Origin of the sequence: Paenibacillus sp. VTT E-133280 (genome assembly GCF_002264385.1) — a bacterium.
In the GTDB taxonomy this organism is placed as follows: Bacteria; Bacillota; Bacilli; order Paenibacillales; family Paenibacillaceae; genus Paenibacillus_AQ; species Paenibacillus_AQ nitricinens.
On record NZ_NFUX01000047.1, the window covers coordinates 1 to 18,699 of the forward strand.

General features: G+C 43.3%; 15 protein-coding genes and 1 pseudogene. 13 read left to right on the forward strand and 3 right to left on the reverse strand.

What is annotated here, in order from left to right:
* Window positions 1–85 precede the first annotated feature (85 nt).
* Complete coding sequence (locus CA600_RS19465; protein ID WP_094872187.1) at window positions 86–397, reverse strand: hypothetical protein; 312 nt, start codon at window positions 395–397, stop codon at window positions 86–88.
* A 540-nt stretch (window positions 398–937) separates the two neighbouring features.
* On the opposite strand from CA600_RS19465, the gene CA600_RS19470 reads away from it, so the two are divergent.
* The 5 genes and pseudogenes from CA600_RS19470 (at window position 938) to CA600_RS19490 (ending at window position 4,217) form a co-directional block, all read left to right on the forward strand.
* Complete coding sequence (locus tag CA600_RS19470; RefSeq protein WP_256989923.1) at window positions 938–1,921, forward strand: Gfo/Idh/MocA family protein; 984 nt, start codon at window positions 938–940, stop codon at window positions 1,919–1,921.
* Between the two features lie 9 nt (window positions 1,922–1,930).
* Window positions 1,931–2,050 (forward strand): annotated as a pseudogene (locus tag CA600_RS32210) (sugar phosphate isomerase/epimerase); the annotation flags it as partial.
* A gap of 185 nt (window positions 2,051–2,235) precedes the next feature.
* Window positions 2,236–2,868, forward strand: coding sequence for a carbohydrate-binding family 9-like protein (locus CA600_RS19480; protein ID WP_094872190.1), 633 nt, complete (start codon window positions 2,236–2,238; stop codon window positions 2,866–2,868).
* 92 nt (window positions 2,869–2,960) lie between these two features.
* Window positions 2,961–3,185, forward strand: a complete 225-nt coding sequence (locus tag CA600_RS19485) for a hypothetical protein (protein WP_179281669.1) — start codon at window positions 2,961–2,963, stop codon at window positions 3,183–3,185.
* A 393-nt stretch (window positions 3,186–3,578) separates the two neighbouring features.
* Complete coding sequence (locus tag CA600_RS19490) at window positions 3,579–4,217, forward strand: YczE/YyaS/YitT family protein (protein WP_094872192.1); 639 nt, start codon at window positions 3,579–3,581, stop codon at window positions 4,215–4,217.
* A 72-nt stretch (window positions 4,218–4,289) separates the two neighbouring features.
* Here CA600_RS19490 and CA600_RS19495 read toward each other — a convergent pair whose 3' ends face one another.
* The gene (locus tag CA600_RS19495) at window positions 4,290–4,709 is read right to left on the reverse strand and encodes a MerR family transcriptional regulator (protein WP_094872193.1); all 420 of its coding nucleotides are present in this window, start codon (window positions 4,707–4,709) and stop codon (window positions 4,290–4,292) included.
* Between the two features lie 120 nt (window positions 4,710–4,829).
* Between CA600_RS19495 and CA600_RS19500 the strand changes: the two genes are divergently transcribed.
* Together CA600_RS19500 and CA600_RS19505 are read left to right on the forward strand one after the other, a co-directional pair.
* Complete coding sequence (locus CA600_RS19500; RefSeq protein WP_094872195.1) at window positions 4,830–5,879, forward strand: NAD(P)-dependent alcohol dehydrogenase; 1,050 nt, start codon at window positions 4,830–4,832, stop codon at window positions 5,877–5,879.
* Between the two features lie 457 nt (window positions 5,880–6,336).
* Complete coding sequence (locus tag CA600_RS19505; protein WP_094872196.1) at window positions 6,337–7,164, forward strand: AAA family ATPase; 828 nt, start codon at window positions 6,337–6,339, stop codon at window positions 7,162–7,164.
* Window positions 7,165–7,224: 60 nt separating this feature from the next.
* On the opposite strand, the gene CA600_RS19510 is transcribed toward CA600_RS19505, so the two are convergent.
* A complete protein-coding gene (locus CA600_RS19510) occupies window positions 7,225–8,262 on the reverse strand; it encodes a LacI family DNA-binding transcriptional regulator (RefSeq protein WP_094872198.1) in 1,038 nt (345 codons plus the stop codon).
* A 492-nt stretch (window positions 8,263–8,754) separates the two neighbouring features.
* On the opposite strand from CA600_RS19510, the gene CA600_RS19515 reads away from it, so the two are divergent.
* The 6 genes from CA600_RS19515 (at window position 8,755) to CA600_RS19540 (ending at window position 18,507) form a co-directional block, all read left to right on the forward strand.
* Entirely contained in the window at window positions 8,755–9,648 is an 894-nt protein-coding gene (locus CA600_RS19515; protein ID WP_094872200.1) for an ABC transporter permease, read from the forward strand.
* Window positions 9,649–9,665: 17 nt separating this feature from the next.
* A complete protein-coding gene (locus tag CA600_RS19520; RefSeq protein ID WP_094872201.1) occupies window positions 9,666–10,547 on the forward strand; it encodes a carbohydrate ABC transporter permease in 882 nt (293 codons plus the stop codon).
* A gap of 61 nt (window positions 10,548–10,608) precedes the next feature.
* Window positions 10,609–12,219: an ABC transporter substrate-binding protein gene (locus CA600_RS19525; RefSeq protein WP_094872203.1), complete on the forward strand. Its 1,611-nt coding sequence runs from the start codon at window positions 10,609–10,611 to the stop codon at window positions 12,217–12,219.
* Between the two features lie 57 nt (window positions 12,220–12,276).
* On the forward strand, window positions 12,277–13,758 hold the full coding sequence (locus CA600_RS19530; protein ID WP_094872205.1) for a glycoside hydrolase family 32 protein: 1,482 nt from the start codon (window positions 12,277–12,279) through the stop codon (window positions 13,756–13,758).
* A gap of 21 nt (window positions 13,759–13,779) precedes the next feature.
* On the forward strand, window positions 13,780–14,673 hold the full coding sequence (locus CA600_RS19535; protein ID WP_094872207.1) for an ROK family protein: 894 nt from the start codon (window positions 13,780–13,782) through the stop codon (window positions 14,671–14,673).
* Between the two features lie 72 nt (window positions 14,674–14,745).
* Window positions 14,746–18,507 (forward strand): GH32 C-terminal domain-containing protein, encoded by a 3,762-nt coding sequence (locus CA600_RS19540; RefSeq protein WP_094872209.1) that lies wholly within the window; start codon window positions 14,746–14,748, stop codon window positions 18,505–18,507.
* Window positions 18,508–18,699: the final 192 nt, after the last annotated feature.

Sequence of the window (18,699 nt, forward strand, 5' to 3'; positions counted from 1 at the left end):
ATCTCCGGTCTGAGGAACACGAACTTCATATAAGGTTAACTCAATGAGGTTGCATGACAAATGTTGTAAACCTGCATTCAGCCTCCTACATACCAGCTGGTAGCTTAGCGGACGCATCGTAAATTCGTGGGTCAGCTTTTCCATGAATTGCACACAATCGTGGGAAGGGTGATATACCGGCTCTTCCGACAACGGACAACAGCTCACTTCCCACTGCCTCCACCGCAATTTTCCCTTGCACTACCCCCTCTTCCAGAATCACCATATCCTCTTCCCTGTTGATGTTCAGTTCCCCGAAGAAGTCAAAATGGATCCCGATCAGTTTGGTGGTCGGATCAGCCTCCGTTGCATTCGTGGTAGACGCCGGAAGGCAGAACGATAAGCTCCCGGGTAACACCGTGTAGGTTCGCTCCTCCATCGCAACGTACAATAGGCCGTGGCACACATAGAGTAGCTCAAAATCTTTTAGCCTCCTTCTCGGGAACAAGCGAGGCGCGACCGTCTGGAACTGCGTTTAATGGATAGAGGGAGTCCACTCATGGAAGAGGAATCGCTTGCGGACCGGGTGTTGGAGAGGGCGGGAAATAGCAGGATAGATCCCTTACATAGAATTAGATGGAATACCGGAATCGTGCAAAAAGTAACTTTCTTAGCTAAATAAAACTATCCATCATTTTTATATAATAAAGGTAACAAGGTATCATAACAAGACGAAAGCTATTCTGTAGTAATCCGGTATTATACAAATGTAAGAGAAGGATATGCATGAAGAATGGTAAGTCATTAATGCCCACCCAAGAAGATTAGATGCTGTAGGGAGACTTCGGCTTCTCCCAACAAGGAGCTTGGATCAACACAAAATAACCTCCGCGAGTGAGAAGGATAGGATGGATGCATCATGAAAAGGTACGGGGCGGTCGTGATAGGCTGTGGTTATATGGGCTCTCTCCACTTGGACGCGATATCACAACAGGAGCGGGTCCGGTTGATCGGCGTGGCGGATTGGAACCGGGACAGGGCCTCCTTAGTGGCAAGCCAATACGGAGCCAAGTGTTGGAGCACGGATTACCGGACATTGATCGAGCGTGACGATGTGGATCTGGTCATTATCGCCACGTACCCGTCCTCCCATCTGGAGATCGCAAAAGATTGTCTCGCTGCAGGGAAGCATATCCTATGCGAGAAGCCTATGGCGGGCAATGCACGGGAAACGCAGGAATTCATGAAGCTGGCCGGCGGAGCCAAAACCAAGGTGCTGATCGGTCACATCCTTCGCCATAACACCACGTACCAGGCGGTAATGAAGATGATCCGGGAGGGCGCCATCGGCTTCCCCTTGGTCATCCGGTTATCCCAATTGAAGCCCTCCAAAAATTGGGCTTCCCACTTGTCCCTGCTCCGAGACGTCTCGCCGATCGTAGATTGCGGCGTCCATTATATCGATGTGATGCGTTGGGCTACAGGGGCGGACGTGATAAGCGTCAACGGGATCGGGCAGCGTCTTTATGAAGAAGTCCCGCCGTACACTTACAATTATGGGCTCATGACCCTCCGTTTGTCGGACGGCTCCATCGGCTACTTTGAGACGGGGTGGGGCAAGGGGCTTCCGACTGATAACCGGAAGGAATTCATCGGACCCGCAGGCCGGATCCGCATCATCTACAAGAACGATCGACCGCGAGAGGATCAGCATCTGGGAAATCTGGTCGAGGTCGAAGACCATCGGAAAGGAACGGTCCGGCAGATCAATATGGACTTCTCCGTGAAGCCTACGGGTGCCCAACTGGACTATTTCCTGTCCATGCTGGAGAACAACTTGCCCGCTATACCGGCAATGGAGGATGCCTACCGGGCGATGGAGGTCGCACTCTTGGCCGATCGGGCGATCCATGAAGGAATTACGTTACCTTGTGCGAAATAAGGGTGGACTGACATGGTTATGGTAACAGGGGATGACCCGGTGCATGGTGTACACCTGTTGAAGGGCTATATGGTCCTTACCCATGTGAAGGACGGCATCCGACATCAGTCGGTCGATCCGAGGGTTGTGTGAGTACGGTGCCCTTGGGAGAGGGGAAAGTGGGGGATTCGCCCGAGAGGGAGGTCTCCTTCATCCGCCAATACAGGTAATGGTAGACGGCCGTGCGAAATCTCGGATCTAAATAATCAAGTTAATTTATGGGGTTATTTTGGTTTGTTAACCCCAGTGGGATTCCGAACAGAAGGGAATGAAGCATGGAAAGAAAATTGGAAACCTTAGTAATTTCCCGTCTGACAAATCAGACGGATGTTTCAGATACAGAAGAAGTCCAGATCATCAAGCAATATCAATGGCTTAAAGGGTATTACCCGGTCGTTACAGCAAGATTAAATTACAGTCAGGAGGATCTGAAGCTTCAGTTTAAGGTTTACGAAAAGAATCCAATACGAACATATAGAAACATGAATGATCCCGTGTATAAGGATAGCTGCATCGAGTTCTTTTTTCAGCCTACTCCGGATTCGGACCAACGCTATATGAATTTCGAATTTAATGCGAATGGCACAATTCTCTTGCAGATAGGAGCGGATCGGTATGATCGCTTCCCAATCACTATTAATCCGGCACTTTTCCACGTCCTAACCACCACCGATCAAATCAATGATAAAGGAGAAGTGTATTGGGAATTAAGCTTTTCGATCTCATGGGCTTGGGTACAATCTTATTTTCCAGACTTTCGGGCAGTGCCGGGAAAAAGGATAAGAGGAAACTTTTACAAGTGCGGAGACGATACGACCTATCCGCATTTTGGAACATGGAGCAGAGTTCATTCGGACAAACCAGAATTTCATAGAAGCTGTGATTTTGGGATTCTGTACTTAGAGTAACTGCGAAATGCAGCGTCAATGAATAACTTCTGAAGCCGTGTGACAACAGTGTCATCCAACAATCCACGTTTGTGCGCGGGGATCGAGTACTCGTGAAAAAGGACAAGACGGCCAATAAAGATCAATATTACTTATATAATGGTCATGGTGATATGGTAATGAATGTAGACACTAGCGCAAAAACTGTAAATGAATATAGTTATGATGAATGGGGGAACATCACTGGCCAGATAGAAGGAATCTCCAACTCTTTTAAATACGCAGGTGAAGTGTATGATGCAGAAACGGGATTATATTATCTGCGGGCTAGTTATTAGGATCCAAGTATGGGTCGGTTGTTCCAAAAGAAACAGTAGGACAGTCACTGGAAGGGTTGGACTTGATAATGTTGTAAGATAGTTACGAAGTTATGTTTCAAGAATAGAAAAAAGGGCATTTATGAAGCTGTATCTTGAGTTTTATTAGGCGAAGCGTTGCTTAAATTTTATTAGGTAGGTCCGTTAACATTAAAGTATTGAAAGGCGACTTGTCTGCGGACGGGTTGCTTTTATTTTTTTCAATTCCTTTCAAAATAGTGTTCAGTTTTGACCGATCTGCTCATGCAAAACATTGAATAGCATCCATAAAGATAACCGTCAAATCATAGGAAATATGATATAATGACGTCGTTGTTGTATGGTGCATTTTAATATGAAAATAGGATGGACAATATGAGAGGATATTTTCATAACGTCGATAAAAAACGATTGATTATTATGGTTATCGGCAATGTATTTCTGGGCATGGGAATCAGTATTTTTAAGCTGTCCGGCATGGGAAATGATCCCTTCAGCGGTATGGTTATGGCACTTGCAGAAAACACAGGTATGACATTTGCAAATTTTCTGATCTTATTGAATCTGGTATTGTTTGTAATCGAATTCATAACAGGACGAAAGTTTATTGGCGCCGGGACTTTCGTGAACGCAATTCTTCTAGGTTACATAGCTACTTTCTTTCATAGTACTTGGCTATCTCTGTTCGGCGAACCTCAATTGATATGGCAGCAGGTGGTCATCGTAGCGATTGGTGTAGTGGTATGCAGTTTTGGGGTATCTCTGTATCAGTCATCGGAGGTAGGCGTAGCTCCCTACGACAGCCTGTCCCTGATTATGAGGGATAACTTCCCGAAAGTATCTTATTTTTGGCACCGGATGTTTACGGATTCTCTTTGTGCTTTGGTTTGCTTCCTGGCAGGAGGCATTATAGGCTTAGGAACTCTGGTATCCGCATTGGGTTTGGGACCTATTGTTCATTTTTTTAATGTGAATTTTACGGAGAAACTTCTGGCAAAAAGGCGTACCAATTAAAAAGTTTATGAATTACAGTAAAGGCGGGGCAGATCAATCTGCCCCGCCTTTACTGTAATTGAAGGTCCGTTTCTAATGAGCAGCGGATGAACTTTTTATTTTATTATTTTTATGAACATCTTCTGTACCGCTATCCAAGGCGGACTTGTAGTAGAAGCATTTATGTTCTATGACTTCCATCGTTTTTTTTAATTCTTCCATCTGTGCTTCTACGGAGGCTTTCCGCTCCAAGAACATGTCATATCTTTGCTGTAAGGTGGAATCTCCCTCTGAGCACCACTCAATGAAATGTTTTATTTCTTTAATTGGCATCCCGGATGACTTCAGGCATTCAATTACTTTTAAAGCGTCCATATCGGATTGTTTAAATATACGTTTACCGCCGGTGGTTCTTTCTATAGAAGGGAAAAGTCCTTCCTTGTCATAGTATCGCAGGGTATGTGGTGTCATGTTAAAGGATTCCGCAACTTCACTTATGGAGTATGTTTTCATCATCTATCTCCAATCTCAAATATATTTTATGCTTGACTTAGAGTTAACTTTAAGTAATAACATATGTTTTGTAAAGCTGACGTTATAGATTTTAATATTATCTAGAAGAGAGGTTTCACTATGATAAAAGTTAATGCACGCGCTACATTCAGTCAGGAAGGTCCATTCAAGCTAACCACAATCGAACGCCGAGATCTGCAGCCGCACGATGTTCTTATTGAGATTAAATACGCTGGCATCTGCCACTCGGATATTCATACTGCCCGCGGGGAGTGGGGGCCGGTCAACTATCCACTTGTTCCGGGACATGAGATCGCCGGAATTGTCAGTCAGATCGGTTCTGGAGTCACAAAGTACTCAGTAGGCGACCGGGTAGGAGTAGGTTGTATGGTTGACTCCTGTGGAGAGTGCAGTAATTGCCATAAAGGTGAGGAGCAGTATTGCCTGAGTGGAAATACGGGCACCTATGGAGCTATCGACCGGTACGGGCAGTATACGCAAGGCGGATATTCCACCCATATTGTCGTAACCGAGGATTTTGTGGTTCGGATCCCTGACAGTATTCCGCTTGACGCCGCTGCGCCGCTTCTGTGTGCAGGAATCACCACCTATTCACCACTACGTCATTGGGGAGCTGCTCCTGGCAAAAAAGTAGCTGTGGTGGGTCTTGGCGGACTTGGACACATGGCTGTGAAGATCGCTCATGCCATGGGGGCAGAGGTTACTGTTTTATCACAGTCATTGAAGAAGAAGGAAGATGGATTGAAATTAGGGGCGGATCATTATTATGCCACAAGTGATCCGGAGACATTTAAGCAGCTTGCCGGTTCATTCGATCTTATCGTGAATACAGTAAGCGCGCAGATTAATATCGATGCCTATCTTTCGCTTCTGGCGCTGGACGGCACATTAGTCAATGTCGGTGCACCCGCTGATCCATTGGCAGTTAACGTGTTTTCGTTGATCGGCCACCGCCGTTCGTTTGCCGGATCGATGATTGGCGGAATCCGTGAAACGCAGGAAATGCTTGATTTCTGCGCTGAACATAATATTGCATCTGAAATTGAGGTCATTTCTGCTGACCGGATTGATGAAGCCTGGGAGCGTGTACTTGCTTCAGATGTCCGTTACCGGTTTGTCATCGACATCAGCACGATGGGGAACGAATAAGGAAGGATTTCCTCTTTGTTTAAATCGGTTCGCGTCCAGAACCTCTGAGAATTCGATAATACCTGAGAAGATATGGAGGATCTGATCTCCATTGGCACAATCGGGAAGGACAAAAATGTAGAGATTCTCAACAAAGTATTTAAAAAGCAACTTGCCAACAGGGGAGGTGCTTTTTTGTTAAGATTTTTATAGCTGAAGATATAGAGCCGATACGGATTAGAAAATCGTAAGATATGAAAGACAGGAGCCGCAGCCACTCTTGCTGCAGGATTTCAGCAATGGACGATCTAATAGATATATCGCAAAAGAGCCTTGGCACTATAAAGGCTCTTTTTGTGCTAAAGGTTGACATTATAAATAAAAAGAAAGTATGATGTTTTAAATCGTAATAATTACGAATAATTGTTAGCCATAATCGAGTTGAGTAAATAATTTGTTAAAGGAGCTTCAATAATTAATGAATAAAAGCAGCACCAATCAACGTCTACCCAGAGCAAAAGGAATCGATATGGGCACCTATTATACACCCAAAGAATGTGCCAAAAAGGTTAGACATCTCGTTCTGCCCGATATGAATCGAAAGATTGTCGAAGAATTCATTACAATTTTAGGAATGAGGGGAATATTTGAAGAGCATCGAGTTCCAATTCCAAATAAAGTGGTTATGTATGGTCCACCGGGCACAGGGAAAACACTTACGGCATTTTATATGGCTCAAATGCTGGAGCTTCCACTTATCCTAGTTCGACTAGATGCAATTATTCACAGCCATTTGGGTGAGACTGGAAGTAATATCCGAAAAATATTTGAGTATGCCAAAGCATCTCCTTGTGTTCTTTTCCTGGATGAGTTTGATGCCATTGCAAGAACACGGGAGAGTAATGACGAGGTTAAAGAAATGGCTCGTGCGGTGAATACACTGCTGCAATGTCTCGATGATTTTGGTGATAATAGCATTTTTGTAGCAGCGACTAACCTGGAAAATGAACTGGATAGAGCTATTTGGAGAAGGTTTGATACAAAAATGATTTATTCTAACCCTGATGAATCAAGTAGGCGTCAATATGTTGAACTGTTAATCAATGATTTTGAAAGAGATGCTGGGTTGATGGAGGAGGCCTGCGAGCGTCTTTCCGGTTGCAGTTTTGCTGATATAGAACAAATTGTTCTAAAAGCGAAACGTAAGGCGATCATAGAACATTGTCCGCTAAAACGAAAGCATATTGTTCTTTCTTATGAAGAATATTATCCTTCCATAAAAGAACCCGAGCAATTGAATTCTTAATCGCTTGGGTTCTTTGCTTCATTTTCTTGGGTGTTATTTCAGCTCTGAATTATGAATTCATCAACTGATATTAGGTGTAGAGTCTCTTATGATGAGTTTGGTATAAATATGAGAAACCTGATAGGGTTGCTTCGGATCATTAATTCGGGAAAGTAGCATTTCGGCTGCTTTGACGCCCATCTCATTACTATAAATATGAACCGTAGTAAGATGGGGTTCTACAATGCTTGATTCAGGACCGTTATCAAAGCCACAAATGACGATGTCGTTAGGAATGGAAAGCACATTTTTGAGTGACTTCATAAAGGTAACCGCAATATAATCGTTAGCACACACGAAAGCAGAAGGGAGCTCATTGATTTGACTTAGTCTAGTATCTGCCCACTCTGGACTTGAGAAAAATAGTCGATCGTCATCGAGAATGCATTGTGTGAGATCAAGCTGAATCCCGGATTCTATCAGTGCGCGATTAAAGCCCACCCATCTTTCATTAAAACTCCTACAGTGATTATAGTCCCCGATGAACCCCAGTGATTTGTAACCGCCCTCAATTAACTTTTTGGTAAGTTGGTATGTGCTGTGTTCGTTCTCCATGAGAAGCACATCTGCTTGGAATTCAGGGTAACAGACATCTGCAGAGCAGTCGATGAAAATAGTTGGAATACCTAGACTTGTAATCAGCTTACTATATTCCGAATTAAACAACTCAATACAAATAATTCCGTCTACATTGGAGACATCAAAATTATTTGGAAGAGACAGGGACTCTTGATCAATATCTCTTATAATGTGCATGGATAAATTATATCCTTCTGCACTGATTCTTTTTTCCATGCCGCTGATCAGTTTCGATCCAAAGTGGGAAGTGTTAGGTAAGTTTTCTGTTAATAAAGCGATGTTTCCAGAGTTTCTTGATAGAGTACTTTCGGAGTCCATAAATGCAAATTGTTTATATTTTAACTCTATCGCTTTCTTTATGACCTTGTTTCTGGTTTCATCAGGTATACCGTTCGTTCCATTTAACGCTTTGGAAGCTGTATTTCTGGAGATTCCTAAAGCGTCTGCAATGTCTTGTATGGTTACTTTTTCCCGAGCCATCTATGTAATTCACCTCTATATTCATGTTCTTAATATTCGCCGCAAATACTGTACTATTTGTCGTTATTTCAACTCTCTTTAATGTATATTAGTTTGCCTGAAATAGCAACACGATTTTTACAAATGCACAATTTACTTTACATTATATTTGGTCATAAGTGTGCATTTAATTAGTATGGTTTTTATTTTATTTCGATTTTTGTGAGAATAAAGGTTGAAATCTTATTTAAATTGGCTGTATTTGTAATTATGTAAAAATATATACGCCATTTATGTACAAAATAATTTGTCATATGCACATAAATATTTTTACAAAATGTATTGACGAACGATTAAGTGTTTGGTAAATTGTAAAAGCAGCAGGACATAAGAGAGATTGAAAGCCCTTACTGCATCAAGATGTAAACATTGATAAGAACGGAGGTAAAGGCATTGCATAACCCAATAGAAGCCGAACACGGAATAACGGTGACGAGACATAAGAGTTCCTTCATGGATTATCTAAAGAAGCACTACTTTCTTTATATTTTGCTCGCACCAGCTGTGATTCTGACCCTTATTTTTAAGTACGGTCCTATGTATGGTGCGATTATCGCCTTTAAAGATTTCAGCCCAATCAAAGGAATCATGGGAAGTGAATGGGTAGGTTTGTACAACTTCGAGAAATTCCTTTCTTCCCCCAATTTCGAAGTAATCTTTATGAATACGCTTAAATTAAGTTTCTTCGGATTAATTCTGAGTTTTCCAATTCCGATCCTGCTTGCCTTGATGTTGAATCAAATTCGCCGTGCAGGCGTCAAAAAGAACATTCAATTGTTCTTGTATGCACCGAACTTTATTTCTGTTGTTGTCGTGGTCGGGATGTTGTTTATCTTCTTGTCCCCAACGGGACCGATTAACCAGTTTTTCACCTGGCTTACAGGTGAACCAATTATGTTCATGTCTCGTCCTGAGTACTTCCGTTCGATCTACATTTTATCCGATATTTGGACCGGAGCCGGTTGGGCATCCATTATTTATGTAGCAGCGCTTGCTAATGTCGATCCTGAGTTACATAATGCAGCCAATCTTGACGGCGCTAATCTTCTACAAAGAATACGCCATATCGATCTGCCAACCATTCGTCCAATTATGGCTATTGTATTTATCCTTGCTGCTGGTGGGATTATGTCAATTGGCTTCGAAAAAGCCTACCTCATGCAAACGGCGATGAACTTGCCAACCTCAGAAATCATTCCGACTTACGTTTATAAAATTGGTTTGCAGTCGGGCGATTATGCCTATTCAGCCGCAGTAGGATTGTTTAACTCTATCATCAACATCGTCTTGCTCCTCACAGTTAACTTCACCGTGAAGAAACTGAATGAGGGTGAAGGTCTTTACTAAGAAAGGAGCAACAAGCTATGCCTATTAAACATTCCGGATTAGATCGCTTTATCGTCGTGCTGAACGCGATCTTCCTGACACTGGCCGTACTTATCATCGTACTTCCTTTGATTTATGTAGTGATTGCTTCTTTTATGGATCCATCTGTGCTGCTCAGTAAAGGATTATCATTCAATCTTTCGGACTGGTCATTAGAAGGGTATAAAAAAATTCTCTCTAATCCGGCCATGATCCGAGGTTTTGGAAACTCTGTTTTATACTCTGTTTCATTTGCTATGATTACCGTTCTCGTCTCAATCTGTGCCGGTTACGCACTGTCCGATGAAAGGCTCAAAGGAAAAGGGTTTTTCATGACCTTGTTTATTATCACCATGTTCTTTGGGGGCGGGCTTATACCTACATATCTGCTCGTTAAGAACCTTGGTCTGCTTGATACAGTATGGGCGGTGATCATTCCAGGGGCAGTCAATGTTTGGAACATCATTCTCTCTAGAACTTTCTTCAAAGGCGTTCCGAATGAAATGAAGGAAGCCGCTAATGTAGACGGGGCTTCGGAGATGCGGATTTTCTTCAGTGTCGTATTACCGCTCTCCAAACCGATTGTTTTTGTACTCGCTCTTTATGCATTTGTTGGCCAGTGGAATTCCTACTTTGACGCTATGATCTATTTAGATAATCCGAATCTTCATCCACTGCAACTCGTGCTACGTTCCATCTTGATCCAGAATCAGGTAGATCCGGGCATGATCAGCGACCAACTCGCCATGGCGGAAATGAAGCGATTGTCTGAAATCATCAAGTATGCTGCCATTGTTGTTTCCAGTTTGCCACTCATTGTTATGTATCCGTTCTTCCAGAAGTACTTTGAAAAAGGTGTTATGGTCGGTTCCCTTAAGTAGGAAACAGGCTGCACATAGATAAAGATTAATTCATTCCTATCTAATTTGGAGGTCATACCCTATGAAAAGAATTAAGAAATCAAGAGTTTCGACGAAAGCAGCTTCTGTAACTGTACTTGCTTCACTTATGTTCCTTAGTGCATGCGGTGGAGGAGGAGGGGGAAGTGCAGCTAGTAAAGAACAGGACGCCAGCGGTAAAGTAACTTTGAACTTTATTACGCAAAGCTCTCCACTTGCACCAACTGATCCCAATGAAAAACTGATTAATAAACGTCTTGAAGAAAAGACGAATGTTCATATTAACTGGAAGAATTTTACGAAAGACGTATTTGTTGAAAAAAGAAACTTGGCTGTGGCAAGTGGTGATCTTCCTGATGCAATTTTTAATGCGGACTATAGTGACTATGAGCTGCTCAAGCTTGCTAAAGATGGTGCCATCGTTCCGCTGAATGATCTCATCGAGAACAATATGCCAAACTTCAAAAAGGTGCTGGAAGAAGCACCGGAATATAAGAGTATGATTACAGCACCAGACGGTAATATTTATGCCTTTCCATGGATTGAAGAGCTGGGTAGCGGTAAAGAAAGAATCCAGGCAGTAGATAGTATGCCTTGGATCAATGTGGAATGGCTTAAGAAGCTTGGCCTTGATATGCCTACAACAACGGAAGAATTAAAGGAAGTATTAATTGCATTCAAGACAAAAGATCCAAACGGCAACGGTAAGGCTGACGAAATTCCATTGTCCTTTATTAACAAGCCGGGAGCAGAAGATCTGGCATTCCTATTTGCTTCGTTTGGATTGGGGGAGAACCCTGACCATGCGGTTGTGAGCAATGATGGGAAAGTGATATTTACGGCGGCACAAGAAGACTACAAGGAAGCAGTTTCTTTTATTAACGAGCTGTATAAAGAAGGACTCATTGATATTGAAGCCTATACACAGGACTGGAGTACTTATCTTGCTAAAGGGAAGGATCAGAAATACGGACTGTACTTCTCATGGGATAAGGCCAACATCACCGGAGATAATGGCACCTACGAAGTTATGCCTCCACTTGCTGGACCTGATGGCGAAGTTAACGTAACAAGAACGAACGCGCTTGGTTTGGGAAGAGGGAAGATGGTTGTTACAAGCGCCAATAAGAACTTGGAAACGACAGCGAAATGGGTGGATCAACTCTTCGATCCGATTCAATCTGTACAGAACAACTGGGGAACGTATGGAGACGATAAACAGCAAAACATCTTTGAATTTGATAAAGAAAAAGATATGCTGAAACATTTGCCACTGGAGGGCGCAGCTCCTGTAGAGCTACGTGAGAAAACAAGTGTCGGTGGACCATTAGCTATTCTTGATTCCTATTATGGGAAATACACAACCATGCCGGATGATGCCAAAGGCAGAATGGATATTATCAAGAACATTATGGCGCCAAAAATGAAAGCAGAAAACGTAATGCCGAGTGTATTCCATTCCATTCAAGAGCTTGATCGTCTTACGACAATTGAAACGGATCTTTTTGCTTACGTGCTTAGAATGCGTACTGAATGGTACCAAAACGGTAAAGTTGATGCGCAGTGGGATGAATACCTGAAAGAATTGGATCGCTTGGGCTTGCAAGAATGGCTTGAAATTAAACAAAGCGGCTATGACAGAGCAACAAAATAATAAACTATAAATAATGTGCGGTGAAGGCCGTGTTCGGGAGTAAAGGAGAAAACAATAATGTCTACGATTGCGAAACAAAATTACCGAGGTGTGTATCATTTTTCCCCTAAGGAAAAGTGGATGAACGATCCAAACGGAATGGTTTATTTTGAGGGTGAATATCATTTGTTCTTTCAGCATCATCCGGGTGGAATGACCATGGGGGCTATGCACTGGGGCCATGCGGTTAGTAAGGATCTGGTTACCTGGGAGGAGCTGCCTATCGCTCTCGCTCCTGATGAATTGGGGATGATTTTTTCCGGCAGTGCTGTAGTTGACTGGAATAATACGACTGGATTTTTTGAAGGTAAACCAGGTTTGGTAGCGATTTTTACGCATCATTTGGATATGCCAGAAGGCAAGCCAGCCATTCAGCGTCAAAGCTTGGCCTACAGTAAAGATAACGGAAGAACCTGGACGAAATATGAAGGAAATCCGGTACTTGAACATGATACATTTATTGATTTCCGTGACCCAAAAGTATTTTGGCATAAAGATACTAATAAATGGGTGATGATTGTAGCTTGTGGTCAAACGGTATGTCTATATCATTCTCCTGATCTAATGAACTGGACATATGCCAGCGAATTTGGTGAAGGAATCGGTTCTCATGATGGGGTATGGGAATGCCCAGACTTGTTCCCGCTTGCTATTGCTGGCGATCATTCGAACACGAAATGGGTGATGCTTGTGAGCATCGGTGCGGATCCCGCTTTTGTGGAAGGGTCAAGAACGCAGTATTTCACAGGGGATTTTGATGGAGAAGTGTTCACGCCAGATGAAGATTCGCTAAAAGTTCGCTGGATTGATTATGGAAGAGATAATTATGCAGGTGTAAGCTGGTCTGATATACCGGCTGAGGATGGAAGACGACTATTTATCGGCTGGATGAGCAACTGGATGTATGCTAACAAGACGCCGGCAGAACAATTCCGCGGCGCGATGACGATTGCAAGGGAACTTCAACTCGAATCAAGACAAGGGGAGATCTTTCTTGTGCAGAAGCCGGTACGGGAGCTAGAATCTGCTCGTGTACAAGTCCTTTCTATGAAAGAGGCAACGGTGCAAGAAATCAATACTCTTCTTAAGGAGATTCACTTGGAATCTTATGAGATTATAGCTGAGTTCACTCAGGGTAAATCTGTAGGCTTCAAAGTAAGAGTAGGTGCGGATAGTCAAACGGTGATCGGTATTAACGGTGAGACCGAGGAGCTTTATGTAGATCGGATGGCTTCAGGTCAGCATGATTTCCACGAACATTTCGTAGGACATCATTCAGCCAAACTCGAAGCGCTTGATGAGTCAAATGATCTCCGTATTTTTGTGGATCGCTCTTCAGTTGAGGCGTTCAGTAATAGAGGTCAGGCAGTGATTACGGATCTTATATTCCCTGGACTAGAATCTAAAGGTATAGCTGTGTTTGCAGAAAATGAGAATGACTTGCTGATTTCCCTGGATATCTATGAGCTTACTCCCTCTGCTGGGCAAGACAAGAATTAGTCACCGAGAGGAGTCATGAATATGCGTATAGGAGCGATTGAAGCTGGCGGGACGAAGTTTATATGTGGCATTGGGAATGAAAATGGGAAAATTGAAGATCAGCTTAGTTTCCCAACAGAACATCCTGAGGTGACGTTGCCCAAAGTTATTCAATATTTTCAAGGCAAGCAGGTAGAAGCTATCGGAATTGGATCATTTGGTCCGATCGATATACATCCAAATAGCCCGACATATGGTTATGTTACAACAACACCGAAGCCAGGGTGGGGAAATTACGATATGCTGGGTACTTTGCAGCAAAGCTTCTCGGTTCCCTTTGGATGGGACACGGATGTGAATGCAGCGGCATTCGGTGAAGCTAAATGGGGCGCTGCCCAAGGGCTGTCCAGTTGTTTGTACTATACAGTTGGCACGGGTATTGGTGTCGGTGTGTATTCCGAAGGCAAGCTTATTCATGGTCTTGTGCATCCCGAGGGGGGGCATGTTCTTACGAGACGTCATCCTGACGATGTATTCCCGGGGGGATGTCCCTATCATGGGGATTGCCTAGAAGGGATGGCGGCAGGTCCTGCTATCGAAGCAAGATGGGGGAAGAAGGGGCATGAACTTCCTATGGATCACCTTGCATGGGAAATGGAAGCATTTTATATTGCACAGTCGATTACGGGAGCTATATTGCTTAACTCTCCTCAGAAAATCATTCTGGGTGGCGGTGTTATGCAGCAGTCACAATTGTTTCCACTTATCCGGCAGGCTGTGCTTCAGAACCTGAACGGCTATGTTAGCTCAAGTACGATTTTGGAACACATAGATGATTATATCGTTCCACCAGGTCTAGGCCAACAGGCGGGATTATGCGGCGCTCTGGCTCTTGGACTCACAGCACTGGAAAGTCAGATTTCTGCTCCATTGTAAAAGAATATATAGAGGAGGTCAATGCAGTGATGAATTGGCCTCCTTCTTATTTTTAAAAAGAGGGTGAAGAAGATGAGGAATAAAGGAAAAATTGTATTATGCTTTCTCATGGCCACAGGACTTGTTATGACTTCAGCAGGCCTTTATGTTGCAAATCTCGGTACGGGTTGGGCTGCTCCTATTTTTGAAAGCGTAACCAAAACAAAAACGAACTTAACAGGTTGGCAAATAAAAGGAAAAGGGCAGCTGGTGGATACGCCTGACGGGATCTTACTGACTTCGGAACCAAAAGAAAATGTAATGGCCATCTCCGAAACGGTGTCAGAGGATTTTATTTATGAAGCAGATGTCATGATCAAGGATATGAATGCTGATGCGACCTTGCTTTTCCGTTCTAATGAAGAGGGTTGGAATTCCTATATGCTCCAAATCGTACCGAATGCAGGTATAATCCGCTTACGAGACGCAAGTGGTACTGAAGGGAAATTAAAAGAGGAGCGAAAGATTACTGTGAAGGAAGGAGAGATCTATCATCTTAAGGTCACAGCTGAGGGTTCATCGCTGAAAGTATATTGGGACAATAAATATAAACCTGTGATTGAGGTTCAGGATCAAACGTATCGTACGGGTAAGCTAGGACTCAATGTATGGGATGGTTCTGCTTTGTTCCAAAACATTATCGTAAGTGATCTGAAAGGAAATCTGGGTACTGTGGTTACAAATAAAGGAGAATGGCAGCCTAATATCGGCGGCAAAAAAGGAAGGGGAATAAACCAGAATAAGTCACAGCAAATTTATATTAGGCAAGCTTCTGATTTTGTATATGAAGGAAATATAACCCTTCAATCTGATTCTGTTGCAGCACTCGCATTTCGTTCAACGGCTGATGGAACAAAGGGATATGAAGCTACCCTTACAAAGGAAGGAAATCAGGTCCGTTTAAGCTTGACGAAAGCTAACGGAACAACCATTGGAAGTTCACAGCGTACCTATCCAAGTCAGACCGGAGCAAAACATCACGTAGAGATAAGGGCAAATGGAAACAGAATTCAGGTCTTCTTAGACGGGTACACCCCGGCTGCAATTGATCTAACAGATAAAACCTACACCGATGGCTATGCAGGAATCGTCGTTAAACAAGGAACGGCTTACTTCCAGGATACTTATGTGACGGATGCTAGCAGCTATTATAATGAAAAATATCGTCCTCAATATCACTATACGCCAATTCGTGGTTCTGCAAGTGATCCGAATGGACTGGTCTACTTCGAAGGAGAATATCATCTATTCCATCAGGACGGAGGCACATGGGCACATTCTGTCAGTAAAGATATGCTGAACTGGAAGCGGCTTCCGATTGCGCTACCCTGGAATGATCATGGGCATGTCTGGTCTGGATCGGCTGTGGCAGATTTGACGAATGCATCAGGCTTGTTCGGGGATTCAGGAGGTAAGGGGCTAATTGCCTACTACACTTCCTATAATCCCGATGGCCCGAATGGGAATCAGCGTATCGGTCTTGCATACAGCAAGGACCAAGGTCGTACTTGGGAATATTCCAAGGAACGTCCAATTGTTATTGGAAATCCCGGCGATAATGGAGATGAGCCTGGAGGTTGGGATTTCCGTGATCCGAAAGTGATTCGTGATAACGACAATAACAGGTGGGTAATGGTTGTATCCGGTGGAGATCATATTCGTTTCTTTACTTCAACGAATCTACTGGATTGGACCCTGACAGATAGTTGGGGATACGGGGACTATGTTCGCGGCGGTGTATGGGAATGTCCGGATTTGCTTCAGCTTTCGGTAGACGGAACATCACAGAAGAAATGGGTTCTGATGATTAGTACAGGAGCGAATCCAAAAACAGGCGGATCAGATGCTGAATATTTTGTGGGTCATTTAACAGCGGAAGGTAAATTCGTAAATGATAATCCGGCAGGGAAAGTATTGCGAACAGATTTTGGAAAAGAATTCTACGCTTCGATGTCTTTTTCGAACATGCCAGATCATCGCAGTGTAATGATGGCTTGGATGACAAACTGGGACTATCCGTTTGCTTTTCCAACGACTCATTGGAAGGGCGTACTGTCAATCCCAAGGGAAGTCTCATTAGTAACGACTAAAGATGGGATTCAGCTCGTTCAAAGCCCAATCAAGGAGCTCCAATCGCTGCGTAGTCAGCTGTATTCTACAGCTAATAAAGTGGTGAGTCCTTCTTCTCAGAACCTACTGAAAGGCGTTACTTCTGGTGCTTACGAGATTGAAGCTGAAGTAGAAATTCTTGCAGGCAGTCAGGTAAGTGAATTTGGTTTTAACGTTCGTGTAGGTGGAAGTCAGAAAACGGTAGTTGGATATAAACCTAGTGAGAGTCAGATTTTCGTGGATCGGTCTGCATCTGGTTTGACGGATTTTTCGAGTTTATTTAGTACAAGACATGAAGCGCCAATGCAAACGGAGAATAAGCGTGTTAAGCTGCGTATCCTTGTAGACGAGTCTTCTGTTGAGGTTTTTGGCAACAACGGTAAAGTCGTTTTCTCTGATGTCATTTTTCCGGATCCAGCAAGCAGAGCTTTGAGCTTTTACACCAATGGAGGCAACGTAAAGGTCGTATCTCTGAAGGTGAATCGGTTAGGTTCTGTATGGAATCAGAAGTCCAATTCCGCTACCAAGATAATGATGGATACAAATGATCGTGAACTGAGCAAGGGGCAAAGCGACACACTCTTGGCAATGATAGAGAATGGAACAGGTAATGGTGCACAGCCGCTGAAATGGAATTCCAGTAACAAAGATGTAGTTGAACTAAACGTGGCAGATAACTCACAGGCAACCATTGTAGGTAAAAAAGAAGGAGAGTCGATCATTACTGTCTCTACTCCAAATGGGAAGACATCAACAAGCATATTAGTTAAGGTAACTGATGGTGAATTTCATACGAACTTAGGTGGATGGACTAAAGATCTTTCTGCAGCCTCTTGGGTCATTAGTGAAAATGGAATTCGTGGAAGTTACTTGAGTGACGCAAATTATGTCGCAGAGAAGCGGGCAGGAGACTTTACTTATGAAGCAGAGATGATGTTAGGTAAATCCGGTGGAGCGGGCTCTATGTTGTTCCGTGCCAGCGAAGATGGACGCAGCGGATACTACTTAAATCTAGATCCGAATATGAAGTCCATTCGACTGTTTTATAAAATTGACGGCCGATTTGAAGAGCGGCAAGTTCTGGCGAAAGTTCCGACGTTCATTCAGCAGGGTCGAACCTATAAAGTGAAAATCGAAGCAAATGGCCCACATATTTTGGTATATATGGACGGGCAGAAAGTGATCGACCTGCAGGATGGCACATTTGCAGAAGGACGCTTTGGACTACATGTATTTGGCGGATCGGTTTCATATCAAAACGTTAACGTGAGCGGAGAAGCACCTGCCAATCTGACCACATCCAAACTAGTAAATGCAGAACTACAGAAATCTCTCTATACAGCAAATCTTGTAAATGGTGAAGCTGTTGCTCTGAAGGATGCGAATGATTCTACGGATCAGAAGTGGGTATTCGTGCCGACGGGGGACAATTTAGGATCCTATTCCATTCGTACAACGGCCGGTCAGGCCCTTGATCTGGACACAGGGCAAAATAAAATTCAGTTGTACCATTATCTCGGATATAACAATCAGCGTTGGATTCTTCAAAAGAATGATGATGGTACCATAAGTATTATTTCTGCTCATCATAAAAAAGCGCTGGAAGTATCAGTGGATGGAACGAGACTGTCTCTAAGTGAGCTAGATCCTACCCTTGATCGACAAAAATGGGTAATTACGAATTAACATGAACCGGGTTCAATTTTATGCAATTCAGTTGATGGACCCGGTGATTTATTATTTAACACTGTCGTATTTAAGGTATGAAGATGAAAACAAGACGACATTAAGGTACAATCATACTTAAAACGAATACCTGATGAATTAATCCATACGTTCATCGAGCAGGGGGGGGCTTATGAGAACAGCAAACGCTAA